The organism is Sinisalibacter aestuarii (assembly GCF_027923545.1).
Classification (GTDB): domain Bacteria; phylum Pseudomonadota; class Alphaproteobacteria; order Rhodobacterales; family Rhodobacteraceae; genus Sinisalibacter; species Sinisalibacter aestuarii.
Map to the genome: position 1 here is coordinate 22,355 of NZ_BROH01000003.1, position 14,483 is coordinate 36,837.

General features: G+C 67.8%; 12 protein-coding genes. All 12 read left to right on the forward strand.

What is annotated here, in order from left to right:
- The first annotated feature begins 24 nt into the window (after positions 1 to 24).
- The 12 genes from QMG28_RS06865 to QMG28_RS06920 all read left to right on the forward strand — a co-directional run bounded on the left by QMG28_RS06865 (position 25) and on the right by QMG28_RS06920 (position 14,483).
- Positions 25 to 2,538 carry a cation:proton antiporter gene (locus QMG28_RS06865; protein ID WP_281841478.1) on the forward strand — a complete coding sequence of 838 codons (2,514 nt, stop codon included), beginning with the start codon at positions 25 to 27 and terminating at the stop codon, positions 2,536 to 2,538.
- A 183-nt stretch (positions 2,539 to 2,721) separates the two neighbouring features.
- Positions 2,722 to 3,165, forward strand: a complete 444-nt coding sequence (locus QMG28_RS06870; RefSeq protein ID WP_281841479.1) for a hypothetical protein — start codon at positions 2,722 to 2,724, stop codon at positions 3,163 to 3,165.
- Positions 3,166 to 3,439: 274 nt separating this feature from the next.
- Positions 3,440 to 4,597: an efflux RND transporter periplasmic adaptor subunit gene (locus QMG28_RS06875; protein ID WP_281841480.1), complete on the forward strand. Its 1,158-nt coding sequence runs from the start codon at positions 3,440 to 3,442 to the stop codon at positions 4,595 to 4,597.
- A 28-nt stretch (positions 4,598 to 4,625) separates the two neighbouring features.
- On the forward strand, positions 4,626 to 8,471 hold the full coding sequence (locus QMG28_RS06880; RefSeq protein ID WP_281841481.1) for an efflux RND transporter permease subunit: 3,846 nt from the start codon (positions 4,626 to 4,628) through the stop codon (positions 8,469 to 8,471).
- Positions 8,464 to 8,988, forward strand: coding sequence for a hypothetical protein (locus QMG28_RS06885; protein ID WP_281841482.1), 525 nt, complete (start codon positions 8,464 to 8,466; stop codon positions 8,986 to 8,988). Before QMG28_RS06880 ends, QMG28_RS06885 begins: the two co-directional genes overlap by 8 nt.
- Before the next feature lie 14 nt (positions 8,989 to 9,002).
- Complete coding sequence (locus tag QMG28_RS06890) at positions 9,003 to 9,629, forward strand: hypothetical protein (protein ID WP_281841483.1); 627 nt, start codon at positions 9,003 to 9,005, stop codon at positions 9,627 to 9,629.
- Positions 9,630 to 9,740: 111 nt separating this feature from the next.
- Positions 9,741 to 10,253, forward strand: a complete 513-nt coding sequence (locus QMG28_RS06895) for a hypothetical protein (RefSeq protein ID WP_281841484.1) — start codon at positions 9,741 to 9,743, stop codon at positions 10,251 to 10,253.
- A gap of 86 nt (positions 10,254 to 10,339) precedes the next feature.
- The gene (locus QMG28_RS06900) at positions 10,340 to 11,146 is read left to right on the forward strand and encodes a hypothetical protein (protein ID WP_281841485.1); all 807 of its coding nucleotides are present in this window, start codon (positions 10,340 to 10,342) and stop codon (positions 11,144 to 11,146) included.
- Positions 11,147 to 11,161: 15 nt separating this feature from the next.
- Entirely contained in the window at positions 11,162 to 11,773 is a 612-nt protein-coding gene (locus QMG28_RS06905; RefSeq protein WP_281841486.1) for a nucleotide-binding protein, read from the forward strand.
- Between the two features lie 25 nt (positions 11,774 to 11,798).
- Positions 11,799 to 12,434 carry a hypothetical protein gene (locus QMG28_RS06910; RefSeq protein ID WP_281841487.1) on the forward strand — a complete coding sequence of 212 codons (636 nt, stop codon included), beginning with the start codon at positions 11,799 to 11,801 and terminating at the stop codon, positions 12,432 to 12,434.
- A gap of 8 nt (positions 12,435 to 12,442) precedes the next feature.
- On the forward strand, positions 12,443 to 13,918 hold the full coding sequence (locus tag QMG28_RS06915; protein WP_281841488.1) for a dynamin family protein: 1,476 nt from the start codon (positions 12,443 to 12,445) through the stop codon (positions 13,916 to 13,918).
- A complete protein-coding gene (locus QMG28_RS06920) occupies positions 13,911 to 14,483 on the forward strand; it encodes a hypothetical protein (protein ID WP_281841489.1) in 573 nt (190 codons plus the stop codon). The genes QMG28_RS06915 and QMG28_RS06920 overlap by 8 nt, the downstream gene beginning before the upstream one ends.

Below are 14,483 nucleotides of genomic sequence, written 5' to 3' on the forward strand. Positions count from 1 at the left end.
CCGTCTTGGCGATATTTCGGGCTTATGGACATCGTTATCGTCACCACAATCATCGCCTCGCTGTTCCTTGTGATCGGCGCGGCGGAGCCGTTGGCGGCGCGGTTGCGGTTGCCCTATAGCGTGATCCTGGCCGTGCTCGGTATCCTGATCGCGGTGGCGGCCACCTTCTTCCTGCGCACCGAGCTGACCGATGCGCTGAACCCGGTGGCCGAGGCGATCCTGTCGCTCCCGATCCGCTCGAACGTCTTCCTCTATGTCTTTCTGCCAACGTTGCTTTTTCAGGCCACGCTGGGGATGGATGCGCGCCGGATGCTCGACGACTGGGTGCCGGTTCTGGTGCTCGCCGTGGTGGCCGTGGTGGTGGCGACCCTGTCGGTGGGCTATGCGCTGGCGCTGGTCAGCCCGTTGCCGCTGGTGGCGGCGCTGCTGGTGGGCGCGATCGTGTCGACCACCGATCCCTCGGCGGTGATCTCGATTTTCCGCTCGCTCTCGGCGCCGCGCCGGCTGGCGCGGATCATCGAGGGCGAGAGCCTGCTGAACGACGCTGTTGCCATCGCCCTGTTCAGCTTCTTCGCCGCCTTCGTCATGCTCGGCCTGCCCAACCCGACGCTGGACGACACGCTGTCGCGGGTGCCGCTGCTGATCGGCGGCGGCGTGCTGACCGGCTGGATCGTGGCGCGCGCCGCTGTCTGGCTGATGGCCGCCTTCGCGCGGCACGAGCTTGCGCCGCTGTCGATCTCGGTGGCGCTGCCCTATCTCGCCTATATCGCCGCCGAGCAGCTTGTCGGCGCTTCGGGGGTGATCGCGGTGGTGGTGGCGGGGCTCACGCTCAGCATGGTCGGGCCGGGGCGCCTGCCGCCGCAGGCCTGGGGCAATCTGCGCGATATCTGGGACCTGCTGGCGCATTGGGCCGGGGCGCTGATCTTCATCCTCGCCGCGCTCCTGATCCCGCGGCTGCTGGAAGAGGTGCGGTTTTCCGATTTTGCCCTGATCGGCGTGGTGGTTCTGGCCGCCACCGCCGCGCGGGTGGTGATCCTGTTCGGTGTGCTGCCGCTGCTGACGCGGCTGCGGCTCTCGCCGCCGGTCGAGCGGCCCTACCGGGTGGCGATCCTCTGGGGTGGGCTGCGCGGTGCGGTCACGCTGGCGCTGGCGCTGGCGGTGACCGAGAGCTTCCGCGTGCCGGTGGAAATCAAGCGCCTCGTCGCTATCCTCGCCACCGGCTACACGCTGTTCACCCTGATCGTGCAGGGCACGACCCTGCGCTGGGTGATCCGCCGGCTCGGGCTCGACCAGCTTGCCCCCGTCGATCAGGCATTGTCGAAACAGGTGATCGCCGTCGCGCTGCAGACGGTGCGCGAGGATCTGGCGAAGACCACGGCGAATTACGATCTTGGCCACGATACCGTGCGCACCGAGGCCAAGCGTTTTGGCGACCGGCTCGACCAGGCCGTGAAACAGGCCGAAGACAGCACCGAAATCCTCGACCGCGACCGGATCACGCTGGGGCTGATCGCCCTGGCGGGGGCGGAGCGCGACACGATCATCGCCCGCGTGCGCGAACACACGATCTCGCCGCGGCTGGCCGAACAGGTGCTCTCCGATGCCGACCGGCTGATCGAGGCGGCCCGTTCGGGCGGGCGTACCGGCTACCGCACCGCCGCGCGCAAGAGCCTTGGCTATGGCTGGGGCTTTCGGTTCGCGGTGATCCTGCATAACCGGCTGGGCATCTCCTACCTGCTCGCGCGGCTCACCGCCGACCGGTTCGAGCGGCTGCTGTCGCAACGGCTGATCCTGCGCGATCTGGACGGGTTCATTCATGGCCGCATCCGCCGGATCCACGGCCGCCGGGTCTCGGATTTGCTGCACGATCTGCTGGGGCGGCGGGTCGAGGCGGTGGAGACGGCGCTGGACGGGCTGCGGCTGCAATATCCGGGCTATGCCGAAGAGCTGGAACGCCGGTTCATCCGCCGTACAGCGCTGCGCCTCGAAGAGCGCGAATACGCGACGATGCGCGAGGACGGGCTGATCGGCGAGGAGTTGCTGACGGCGCTGATGCAGGATCTGGCTGCCCGCCGCGCCGCCGCCGAGCGCCGCCCGCCGCTCGATCTCGCCTTGCAGCGCACCGAGCTGGTGCGGCAGTTCGCTCTGTTCGAGGATCTCGACGAGGACGGGCTGAAGCGCCTCGCGCGGGGGCTTTCGACGCGCTATGTCAATGCCGGTGAGGTGGTGATGCGCCGCGACAGCGCGCCGAAGAGCGTCTATTTCATCGCCTCCGGTGCCGTCGAATTGCAGAATGCCGGCCAGACCTGGCGGCTGGGGCGGGGCGAGATGTTTGGTCAGATGGCCATCCTCACCCATAAGCCCCGCCGGTTCGAGGCCCGCGCCATCGTGCCCAGCACGCTCCTGGTGCTTGACGAGGCCCGATTCCGCCGGCTGCTCCAGCGCAGCGAAACCTTGCGCGATGCGGTGCGCGCGAGCAGCGAAAAGCGCGGCCTCTCCGCCGATACGCTGCTGATGGACCAGCCCCGGAGCGGCTGAATCCCCGGGCAAACCCATTCTCACTTGCGAATTTTTCAGATTGTTTAAGTCTATGATGCAGCGTGGAATTTCGCAGATTTCTATGCCGGATCGGCCAATTCCGGCCAGGTTTGACTGCACAAATTTCTAGCGCGGATGGGGCTTTTCGGTTACGCCGGGGGCGTTTTCGCGTTGGGAGGCGCCATGTATCGCAGGGCCACGAGCGGCGGTTTTATCGTCATCACCACCTTCCTCATCGTCGTCGTGATGGCGCTGTTCACCTGGGTGATGTGGGGCATGGCGCGGCAGGTCTACACCATGACCGATGTGATGCTTGAGGTGAACGAGAGCTTCAAGGCGATGGTGGTCGATATGCACGGGATGGCCGAGGACGTGCACGCGATGAACGGCAATATCGTCACCATGACGGCGGCGATGGACGAGATGACCGGCCATATCGGCGAGATGGACGTGACGATGGCGACGATGGCCGGCGAAATCTCGACGATGGACGAGGCGGTGGGGCTGATGGCCGGCACGGTTCAGGCGATGAATGCCAATGTCAGCCGGATGTCGCTCGACCTCGGCCGCGCCTCCTATGCCTTCTCGAACCCGATGTCCTACATGTTCGGCGGCTTCCCGTTCTGACCGGGCCGGGGCAGGGGCCCGCAAGTCATCCATGATTGGTGCGCTTCTGTGGCGCAAAGGGCTGTAACTGGGGCTATTGTTTCCGTGGCGGAAGCAAAGGCTGTCCGCATCTGCTTGTTATCTCACGCATTCTTCCAGACGAATACAATATTTTGCATGAGTCGCAAAGAACGTAATGAAATTTCAAAAACACATCTTATAATAACTAAATATTACGATGTCTCGATGTGTTGGCGGGACGACTGACATTTGCCAACAAAATCAGGGAGGAGGCATGGGAAACCACGTGCGAATCGCTGTCGGCCTGTTTGCCGCATCTCTGCTGGGCGCTTTTTCCGGTGCCGCGCTTGCGCAATCCCACGCGCCGGCCAGTTCGGGCGGCTATCAGACCGCGCCGGTCATGATCACGCAGCTTGGCGGCTCGGCGATCGTTGGCGGCACGGTGATCCCGTTCAAGGAAGTCACGCTGTCGGCGCAGGTGCCCGGGCGGGTGATCTTTCTGGCCGGGGCCGAGGGGCACCGCGCGGCTGAGGGCGAGGTGCTGGTGCAGATCGACGATGCCGATCTTCAGGCCCGCCGCCGGGCGGCGGTGAGCCAGGTCTACCAGGCCGAGGCAGCGTTGCGGAATTCCTACATGCAGTACAACCGCGAGCTCTATTCGCCGCGGGTCAATTCGATCAGCGGCTTCCCCGGCATGGGCATTCCGGCCACCTTCGACCAGTTCTTCACCCGCGGCTTCTCATCGGCGATGGGCCAGTCCAGCCCGGGGCTTGAGCGGCAGGCGGATCTGTATGCGCAGGGTGTCGGTGTCGATCAGGCATCGAGCGGGCTGACCCAGGCGCAGGCCAATCTCGAAAGCATCGACGCGACGCTGAACGATTTCCGCGCCTCCGCCGCCTTCGACGGCATCGTCATGCGCAAGCATGTGGAGGTGGGCGATACCGTGCAGCCCGGCATGCCGCTGATCGACTTCGCCTTCATCGACTATCTGCGGATCGAGGCCGATGTGCCGGTGCGGCTTGCGGCGGGGCTGTCGGAAGGGATGCTGGTGCCCGCGCGGCTCGATTCCGGTGGCGGGCCGGTCGAGGCGCGGGTGGCGCAGATCTACCCGGTGGCCGATCCGAAGCGCCACACGGTGACGGTCAAGTTCGACCTGCCGCTCGGCACGAGGGGCGGCCCCGGCATGTATGCCGAAGTGACGGTGCCCGACGCCTCGGTGCCGACGCAGGCGCAAACCAGCGTGCCGGCGGAAGCGCTGGTCTGGCGCGGCAGCCTGCCATCGGTCTTCGTGCTCGAAAACGGGGCGCCGTCGCTGCGCGTGGTCCGGGTGGGCTACCCGCTGGCGGATGGCTCGATCTCGGTCGTCTCCGGCCTGTCCGGCGGCGAAACGGTGATCCTGTCGCCGCCGTCATCGCTGGTCTCAGGTCACTGAGCGCCGGTCGGAGGTCTGGGGAGAGACGATGACGACAGAGCGGGAGGAATTCGGAACCACGGCGCCGGGCGAAGGGCTCGGCCTTGCGGGGCGTCTGGCGAAGGCGTTCATCAATTCGCCGCTCTCGCCGCTCTTGCTGCTGGCCTGCCTTGGCCTCGGCATCATGGGGCTGATCCTCACCCCCCGGCAGGAAGACCCGCAGATCTCGGTGCCGATGGTCGATGTGTTCTTCTCCTATCCCGGCATTTCCGCCGAACAGGTGGCGGCGCTGGCGACCGATCCGCTTGAGCGGCTGATGAGCGAGATCCCCGGCGTCGAACACGTCTATTCCATCTCCGAACGCAACGGCGCGATGGTGACCGTGCAGTTCGAGGTGGGCGAGGAGATGGGCGACAGCCTCGTCAAGCTCAACGACAAGATCCAGTCCAATCTCGACCGTATCCCGCCCGGCGTGAGCCAGCCGCTGATCAAGCCCAAGGGCGTTGACGATGTGCCGGTGGTGACGCTCACCCTGTGGAGCCACGATGTCGACGAGGGCGCGCTGCGGGCGCTCGGCCTCGATGTGATGCAACGGCTGAAGGAAGTGCCCAATACCGCGCAGAGCTTCGTGGTCGGCGGCCGGTCCGACGCGATCAAGGTGGAAGTGTTCCCCGAGCGGCTTGCAGGCTTCGGCATCGGCCTCGACGAGATTGCCCAGACCATCCGGGCGGCCAATTCCGAGCGCGGGGTCGGCATGGTCGAGGCCGGGCAAAGCTCCTTCGCGCTCTATACCGGCTCGTTCCTGCGCAGCGCCCGAGACATCGAAAACCTGATGATCGGCGTGAGCCAGGGCCAGCCCACCTATATCCGCGACGTGGCGCTGGTGACCCAGGGAACCGACGATGCCTCGTCGATGGTGAGCTACTATACCGGCCCCGCCTATGGCGATCACGCCGAGGGCGAGGCCGCCCATGCCGGGCCGGTCGCCCCGCTCGGCGCCCCCGCCGTGACCATCGCCGTGGCCAAGAAATCGGGCGCCAACGGTGTGACCGTGGCCAATGCGGTGCTGGCCTATGTGGATCGGCTGCAGGGCAACCTGATCCCCGACAATGTGCATGTGGAAATCACCCGCAATTACGGCGAAACGGCCAATGAAAAGGTCAACGAGCTGATCTTCAAGCTCTTCGTCGTCACCGGGGCCGTCACCCTGCTGATCTGGTTCGCGCTGGGGATGCGCGCGGCAGGCGTGGTGCTGGTGGTGATCCCGATCGTGATCCTCGTCACCGTCTTCTCGGCCTGGCTGCTGGGCTACACGATCGACCGGGTGTCGCTGTTTGCGCTGATCTTCTCCATCGGCATCCTCGTGGACGATGCCATCGTCGTGGTGGAAAACATCTACCGGCGCTGGCTCGAAGAGGGGCAATGCACCGAGGGCTGTTCGGTCGACGCGGTGCGCGAAGTGGGCAACCCGACGATCCTCGCCACCCTCACGGTGATCGCCGCGCTGCTGCCGATGGGCTTCGTGCGTGGGATGATGGGCCCCTATATGGAGCCGATCCCGGCGCTCGGCTCGGTGGCGATGCTGTTCTCGCTTTTCGCCGCCTTCATCTTCACGCCCTGGCTGGCGCAGCGCATCCGCCCGCCGATGCATCTGCTGGAGAAGTCGCAGGCCAAGGAGCACAGGCAGAGCCTCGCGCTCAACCGCTTCTACGTGCGCCTGCTGGTGCCGCTGATCACCCGCAGGCCGGTGGGCTGGGGCTTCGCCATCGGCCTCGTGGCGGTGTTCTTCCTGTCGCTCTTCCTGTTCTCGGCCCAGGCGGTGACGGTGAAGATGCTGCCCAAGGACAACAAGCCGGAATACAACGTCACGCTCAACATGCCCGAGGGCACGCCCCTGCCGGTGACCGCCAATGTGGTCGGCGCGCTGTCGGAGAGGCTTCTGACGATCCCCGAAGTGACGGCGCTGCAAAGCTATGTCGGCACCGCGTCGCCCTTCAATTTCAACGGCCTGGTGCGCCATTCCTACATGCGGGACAAACCCTGGCAGGCCGATATCCAGATCCAGCTTCTGCCCAAGCACCACCGCGACCGCTCGTCGGAAGAGCTGGCGGCGATGACCCGCGAGATGCTCACGCCGGTGGCGCGCGAGCTGGGCGCGCGCATCGAAGTGGTCGAGATGCCGCCGGGGCCGCCGGTGATGCAGACGATGGTGGCCGAAATCTACGGCCCCGATGACACCACCCGCCGCCAGGCCGCCGCCGATATCCGCGCGCTGTTCGAGCAGGCCGAGATCACCGTCGATGTCGACAGCTATTTGCAGGACCCGTACACCTCGTGGCGCTTCGTGGTCGACCGCGAGAAGGCAAGCCGCCGCGGCGTGTCGGTCGAGACGATCAACCGCCAGCTTGAAATGGTGATGGGCGGCTTCCGGCTGGGCGATGTGAAGAACGAGCGCGCCGTCGAGCCGATGTTCATCTACCTGCAGATGCCGCTGGCGCTGCGCGGCCAGTTCGGGCGGCTCGGGCAATTGCCGGTGCCCTCGACCACGGGCGCGATGATCCCGCTCACCGAGCTTGGCCATTTCGAGCAGTTCCAGCTTGACGATCCGGTTTACCACAAGGATCTGCGGGCGGTGGAATACGTGACCGGCGAGGTCGCGGGCAAGCTGGGCGCGCCGATCTACGCGATCTTCGAGCTGGAAGACATGCTCGACAGCTATGTCGCGCCCGATGGCGTGCGGGTCGACACCAACTATATCGGCCCGCCGGAAGACAGCCTGTCGTCCGGTCTCGAATGGACCGGGGAATGGACCGTTACCTACGAGACCTTCCGCGATATGGGGCTGGCCTTCGGCGTCGCGCTGATCCTGATCTATATCCTCGTGGTCTGGGAATTCGGCAATTTCACGCTGCCCGCCATCGTCATGGCGCCGATCCCGCTGACGCTGATCGGCATCGTGCCGGGGCACTGGCTGTTCGGCGCCTCGTTCACCGCCACCTCGATGATCGGGTTCATCGCATTGGCGGGGATCATCGTGCGCAACTCGATCCTGCTCGTCGATTTCTCGCTCCACGCGGTCGAGGGCGGAATGCGGGTGCAGGATGCGGTGATCTATTCCTGCCAGACCCGGACGCGGCCCATCATCATCACCGCGCTGGCGCTGATCGCAGGCTCCTCGGTGATCCTGTCGGACCCGATCTTTCAGGGCATGGCCATTTCGCTGATGTTCGGCGGGCTGGTCTCGACGCTGCTCACGCTGGTGGTGATCCCGCTCGGTTGCGTGAGCTTCCGCAAATCCCTGCTCGCCGCCTGCGATATGCCGCTGCCCGCGAGCGTCACCGATGAGGGGCCGGGCTATGGTGTGATGTCACCGGCTGCTGGTCCGGATGCGGCGGTGGCGGCGGCGCGGGCCGAACGGCGTGCCGGCGGCGGCATTGCGCGCACGGCTTCGGCGGCGGCCTCGGCCACGGCGCGGGGCCTGTCGCGGCTGGCCTCCGGGCTGGGCAGGATGGCGGACCGGCATGGGGATACCTCCGGGACAGTGGCGCAGGCCGCGCCGGCTCCGGTCACCCCGGCACCGGCTGAGCCGGCGAAAGCGGCGGCGGTGCCCAATGCTACGGTGACTGCGCCGTCCGACACCGCCCCGGCGCAGGAGGCCAAGCCCAAGCGCGCGGCGAAACCCAAGGCGGCGGCCAAACCGGCAAAGGCGCAAGCGGCGGCCAAGCCGAAACCGGCGGCCAAGCCGAAGGCGGCCGCCAAACCGAAAGCGCCCGCGAAACCGAAAACCAGCACGAAACCCGCCGCGCCGGCAAAGCCGAAACGGGCCAGGCCCGCGACGCCGGGCGCGCGGCGGGGCATCCGGCTCAAGGGCATGGAGGATGGCGGCGATGAATAGGGCGTATCCGGCAATCGCATTGGCGCTGGCGCTCGGTCTGACCGCGCCGGCGGCGGGGCAGGGGCAGGCGGGCTTTCCGCCGATCCCGGGGCCGTTCATGCCCGCCCCCGGTGCGCCGGGCATGGGGCCGGTGCCATTCGGCGCGCCGGGCTATGCCGCCGCGCCGGTGCGCCCGATGTTCCAGCCGCCGGCAAATGCGATGCGGCTGCCCTATTGGATGCAGCAGGCTCCGGGAGGGCAGCCGGTGGCGGTGCCCGAGGGTATGGGTGGCGCGACCGGCGAGAGCGTGGCCACCGGCTTTGGCCAGGCCACGGCGTCGGGCGCCTTGCCGACCTATCCGGCGCAGCCGGCCGCGCCCGGTTACGGCGCGGCAGCCCCGGCGCCGCCCGGCATGGCGCCGCCGCAGGGCTGGGTCTTTGGCGCACCGCCGGGTTGGAACAATGCACCCTATGTGCCGCAACCGGGCTGGGGCGGCGGCTGGGGCGGCGTGCAGCCCGGCGGCCCGGGCCGGAACTGAGGAGGAGAGGCGCGATGCGACGGATATCGGATTGGCGGATGCCGGCAGGACGGGGGCGTGGCCCGGCGCTGGCCTGTGCCACGGTGCTGTGCCTTTCCGGCGCCGCCGGAGCGCAGACCGCCAATCCGTGGACACCTCCGGGCGCAGCGCCCGAGGCGCAATATCCCGGCGCGGCGGCTGGTGCCCAGCCCACATGGGCAGGGCAGGCCCCCGCGGCCAGCCGCTACGCGCCCGCCGATCTCGATGCGCGGCTTTCGGGCGCGGTGCGGGCCGCGCCAGTGCCGCCCGCGCCTGCGGCACCCGGCTATGTGCCGGGGCAATTGCAGGCGCCGAGCGCGGTGCCGCAGGCCGTGGCGCCGCAGGTGATGATGCCGCAGGCGGCACTGCCCTACACCGCGCTGCCGGGGCAGGCCGGGGTTCTGGGCTATGCGCCGGTCACCCCGGTGGTGCCGGGCGTCGCGACCTATCCCGGCGCGCTGCCCTATGGCGCGGGGATCGGGGCCTGGCCGGGCTATGGCGCAGGACTGCCCTATTATGGCGCGGGCGGCTGGCCCGGCGCGGGATATGGCGGCGGCTGGCCCGGCTCCGGCTGGGGCGGCGGCTGGCCGATGACAGGATTTTCGCCCTTCGGATTCTGGTGAAAACGGGGTGGAGACCCTCTTCCGACGGAAGAGGACATACGGTGAATGGGTGCACGTCCCGGCGCCCGGGATCCGCGAGGAGGACGGGACAGAACTTGGGAGACTATTATTATGCGTAAAGCACTTGTTACGGTTGCCCTCGCCGCCGGTCTGGCGGGTGGGCTCGCGGCTTCGGCCGAAGCTCAGGGCTGGGGTTATCCCGGCTATGGTTATGGCGCGCCCGGTTACGGGCCGGGCTATGGCGGTTGGGGGCCCGGCTGGGGCAACAACTGGGGTGGTCCGGGCTGGGGTGGCCCCGGCTGGGGCAATAACTGGATGCCCTGGAACAATGGTTGGAACAACGGCTGGGGCAACAACTGGGGCCCGTTCAACAGCGACGGTTCCGGTAACGGCTCGTTCAACTTCGGCTTCTCCGGCAATGCCGAGGGCGCCGGGCGCGGCCAGGGCTACGGCAGCGGCTATGGCAGCGGCTACAACGCCCCCTATGGCTACTACCCCAACTACGGTGCGCCCGGCATGATGCCGCCGGGCATGATGCCGAACCCCGATGGCACGATGCCGGCGGCGCCGGGCGATGCCGGTGGCGAGCCGCAGGCCCCGACCGCCGAGGGCGACGGCAACTGATCGCCGGAGCCAGTATACCGGCCTGTTCCCGCGACATGCGGGGGCAGGCCGCCCCCTGACAGATTTTCTGCAAACGGAGGCCCCCCATGCGCCTGCGCCGCAATCCGACTGCCCGCCCCGCCATTGCGCGCGTATCTGCACGCCGCTGGCGAAGGCGCGCGCTGGCCGGGCTGGCGGCGGTCATGTTGCCCGCCCTTGCCCTCGCGCAATCCGCGCCGCCGGCCTATTCCGCCGATGCGGTCTACCGCGCGCCGGATGGCAGCCAGAGCACCGGCCGCGTCATCAAATCCGGGCCCGACATGCGGCTGGAATTCATCCAGGGCGACCGCCCGGTGGTGCAGATCATCCGCCGCGCCGTGGGCGTGATGTATGTGCTCGATCCGGCGAGCCAGAGCTATTACGAGATGCGCGGCACGCCCGAACCCGACGTGAACGAAACCGCCTATGCGCCGCCCTGCGATCAGGCCGCGCAGGCCGGGGCCTGCAGCTTCATCGGCACCGAGACCACCTCCGGCATCACCGCCGAAATCTGGGAGATGGGCCAGCCCGGGCAGGCGATCCGCATCCTCTGGGATGGCGCGCGCAAACGGGCGCTCCGGCAGGAATTTCCCGACGGATCGGTCATGGCGATGCGCTTCGAGGCGATGGAGGAGATCGCCGGGCGTCAGGTCGAGCATTGGTCGATCACCGTTACCGGCGCGGGGCAGGCCCCGATGGGCGGCCATTGGTATTACGATCCCGAATTGCGCGTCGAACTGCGTGAAGAGCTGCCCTCGGGCGAGCTGCGCAGCCTTGAGCATATCGCCGTCGGCGCTGTCGATCCGGCGCTGTTCACTGTGCCGGCGGGCTGGTCTCAGATCGCCCCGCCGCAGGCCGCGCCCTCGGGCAACTGACGAAAGGGGTGGGGGATGCTGACGCTGATTGCCAATTTCAAGGGCGGCACCGGCAAGAGCACGGTGGTGTTCAACCTCGCCGTCTGGTGCCTGATGAACGGGCGCGAGGTGCAGGTCTACGATCTCGATCCGCAGCGCACGGTGACCGATACCGCCGATATCCGCGCCGAGATGGGCTATGAGCCGGGCTTTGGCGTGGCGCATGAGCTGCCCGCCCGTGCCCCGCGCGGCGAAGGGCTGATTGATGTCGGCCTGTCCGATACCGGGGCGATGCGCGCCGCCGTGCGCGCGGCGGGGCGGATCGTGATCCCGGTATCTCCCTCGCAGGCCGATATCTGGGCCACCCAGCATTTTCTCGAAATCATCGGCGAGGAGCGCAAGGGCAAGCGCAAACCCGAGGTGCTCGCCTTCGTCAACCGCGCCGACCCGCATCCGCGCTCGCGCGAAAACGCCGAGACCTATGCCGCCTTCAAACTGCTGCCGGGCGTGACGGCGCTGAAGCCGCGCCTTGTCCAGCGGCTCGCCTTCCGCCGTTCGTTTTCCGAGGGTCTGGCGGCGTTCGAGCTGGAGCCGGGCGGCAAGGCGGCGAAGGAACTCGACGCGCTCGCCCGCGCGATCTTTACGTAACCCCGGTCGGGGAAGGAGTGTTGCCGTGATTGGTCCGATCCTGCGCCTTGTTGTGACCTACCTCGTGCTGATCGCCGCCGTGGTGGCGGTGTTCAACCGCGACAGGCTGGGGGCTGTGTTCGGCGGCGATGACGCGCCGCCGGTCGCCGTCGCCCCGACAGCCCCCGCGCCGGCGCCAGAGCCGGCCCAGCCCGCGCCGGTGACCGAGGCCCCGGCGCAAGCACCTGTGCCGCAAGAGCCGGTCTACGGCTCCGATCTGCAGATGCCGAGCGCCGCGCCCGCGCCGCAGGCCGCTGCACCGCAAGCGGCGGCTGAGCCGTCGCCAATGCAAGCGCCCGCCGCGCCCGCCACCGATGCCGCCGTGGCCGGCGCGATCAACGCCGCCCGGCAAGCCTATTGGTCGGGCGATATCGAGGGCGCGCGGGCGCAGATGCAGGCGCTCGCCGCCGCCCATCCCGAGAGTATCGAGATCGCGGGCGAATTGGGCAACCTGCACTTCGCGCTGCAGGATTACCCCGCCGCCGCCGAGGCCTGGCACCGCGCCGGGCTGTTGATGATCGGGGCCGGGCAGGGGCCGCGGCTGATGAGCCTGCTGCCGGGGCTGCGGTCGATTGACCCGGACAAGGCGGCGGATCTCGCCGCGCGGTTGCAGGGGCGGTAGGATCGGCCATGAACCAATCGCTCTCCACCCGACTCGGCCGGCTCGAAACCCATCTGAAGGCGGAAAATCCGGTGCTGCTGGAGGTGCTGCCGACCTATTACAAGGCCGACAAGCTGCTGCGCCGGATGGGGCTGATCGACAAGCAGACCTCGCTTGCCAGCCGCATCTCGTGGTGGCCGCTGATCGCGGTGATGGGCACGTTTTCCTCCGGCAAATCCACCTTCATCAACTCCTTCGTGGGCGAAAAGGTGCAGGATACCGGCAACCAGGCAGTGGATGACAAGTTTACCGTGATCTGCCATCGCTCCGGCGATCAGGCGGGCAACCGCACCCTGCCGGGCACCGCGCTGGACGCCGATCCGCGCTTTCCCTTCTTCCGTATCTCCGGCGAGATCGAGAAGGTGGCGAAGGGCGAGGGCAAGCATATCGAGAGCTATCTGCAATTGCGCACCACGCAGACGCCGGCGATCGAGAACAAGATCATCATCGACAGCCCCGGCTTCGATGCCGACGACCAGCGCCGCTCGACGCTGCGCATCACCGATCACATCATTGATCTCTCCGATCTGGTGCTGGTCTTCTTCGATGCCCGCCATCCCGAGCCGGGCGCGATGCAGGATACGCTGGAACATCTGGTCAGCCGCATCGCGAAGCGCACCGATGCCTCGAAATTCCTCTATGTGCTGAACCAGATCGACACGGCGGCGGCGGAGGACAACCCCGAAGACATCACCGGCGCCTGGCAGCGGGCGCTGGCCCATGCCGGGCTGTCGGCGGGCCAGTTCTTCACCATCTACGACGAGAACGCGGCAGTGACGATCAAGGATCACGCCCGCGAAAAGCGTTTCCGCGAGAAGCGCGATACCGACATGGCCCGCATCCGCGCCCGGATCGACGAGGTGGAGTTGCACCGCAATTACCGGATCGTGAGCTTTCTCGAAACGATGGCCAAGGAACTGGAGCATGACGTGCTGCCCCGGCTGGAAACGGCGCGCGATCGCTGGCGGCGTGGGGTGGGGCTGATCGACCTTGCCGCCCTCGTCGCGGTGATCGCGGCCACCGGCGGGCTGGCCTATGCCTTCGGCTGGCCGCTTGCCGACATTCTCACGCTCGACTGGCTGGCCGGGCACCGGATCGAGGCGGTGGCGATCGGCGTGGCGGCGCTGGTGATGGCGGCGGCGGTGCATGTCTGGGCGCGCGCGGTGGTGGCGCGCCGGGTGGCGCGCTCGCTGCCCGAGGCCGATGGCGAGCTTGAGCTGAACCTGCGCGCCGCCTTCCTCAAGGGCACCGAGATCTGGCGCCCGATCCTGCGCGCGCGCCCGGTGGGCTGGGGCCGGCGCGCGGCGGCCCGGCTGCACGCGATCCGCGACACGGTGGCCGGGCATATCCAGAATCTGAACGACCGCTATGCCGACCCGTCGGTCAAGTCGCGCCCGCCCGAGCCGGTGGCGCAGGGTAACGAGGAGCCTGCCAAGGATGTATGAAGAGAATTGCCCGATCCCCGAGGGCCGCTGCGCCGATCTCGGCTACCGGCTGGCAGTCTATGAGGCGGGCCATGCGCTGACCGCGCGGGCGATGGGGTTTGAGATCCTGTCGGTGACGATGTTGCCGCGCCCGCCGGTGCTGGAGAGCGACAAGGTGCTGCACGGCAACAGTCTGACGGCGCTCGCCTCGGTGCTGGAAAACCGCTGCATCGAGTTGTTTGGCGGCCAGATTGCCGAGCAGCATGCCTGTGCTTCGGCCTCCTGCTGCACCGGCGACGTGGCGCGGATCGACGAACTGACCCGCCTGATCGCCGGGATCGAGGGCGACCGGAGCGCGGAAGAAATCTGGTTCGAGCTGGAAGACGTGGCCGAACGGGTGTTTGCCGACCAGCGCATTCGCGATGCGATCCTGCCGCTGGCGGAATTCCTGTACGGCGAGGTGGAAGCGGGCCGCCCGGTGGTGCCGGGCGCGCAGGTGGAAGCGATGCTCGACGATCTTGTCGGCCCGCGCCCCGACCGCTCGCGCAAGGGGTTGCGGCGGTTTTTGTCGCGCACGCGGGCCTGA

Excerpts from the sequence above, each read along its gene's own strand:
- QMG28_RS06865 (WP_281841478.1), top strand. The coding sequence starts at position 25 with ATGGACATCGTTATCGTCACCACAATCATCGCCTCGCTGTTCCTTGTG.
- QMG28_RS06870 (WP_281841479.1), top strand. The coding sequence starts at position 2,722 with ATGTATCGCAGGGCCACGAGCGGCGGTTTTATCGTCATCACCACCTTC.
- QMG28_RS06875 (WP_281841480.1), top strand. The coding sequence starts at position 3,440 with ATGGGAAACCACGTGCGAATCGCTGTCGGCCTGTTTGCCGCATCTCTG.
- QMG28_RS06880 (WP_281841481.1), top strand. The coding sequence starts at position 4,626 with ATGACGACAGAGCGGGAGGAATTCGGAACCACGGCGCCGGGCGAAGGG.
- QMG28_RS06885 (WP_281841482.1), top strand. The coding sequence starts at position 8,464 with ATGAATAGGGCGTATCCGGCAATCGCATTGGCGCTGGCGCTCGGTCTG.
- QMG28_RS06890 (WP_281841483.1), top strand. The coding sequence starts at position 9,003 with ATGCGACGGATATCGGATTGGCGGATGCCGGCAGGACGGGGGCGTGGC.
- QMG28_RS06895 (WP_281841484.1), top strand. The coding sequence starts at position 9,741 with ATGCGTAAAGCACTTGTTACGGTTGCCCTCGCCGCCGGTCTGGCGGGT.
- QMG28_RS06900 (WP_281841485.1), top strand. The coding sequence starts at position 10,340 with ATGCGCCTGCGCCGCAATCCGACTGCCCGCCCCGCCATTGCGCGCGTA.
- QMG28_RS06905 (WP_281841486.1), top strand. The coding sequence starts at position 11,162 with ATGCTGACGCTGATTGCCAATTTCAAGGGCGGCACCGGCAAGAGCACG.
- QMG28_RS06915 (WP_281841488.1), top strand. The coding sequence starts at position 12,443 with ATGAACCAATCGCTCTCCACCCGACTCGGCCGGCTCGAAACCCATCTG.
- QMG28_RS06920 (WP_281841489.1), top strand. The coding sequence starts at position 13,911 with ATGTATGAAGAGAATTGCCCGATCCCCGAGGGCCGCTGCGCCGATCTC.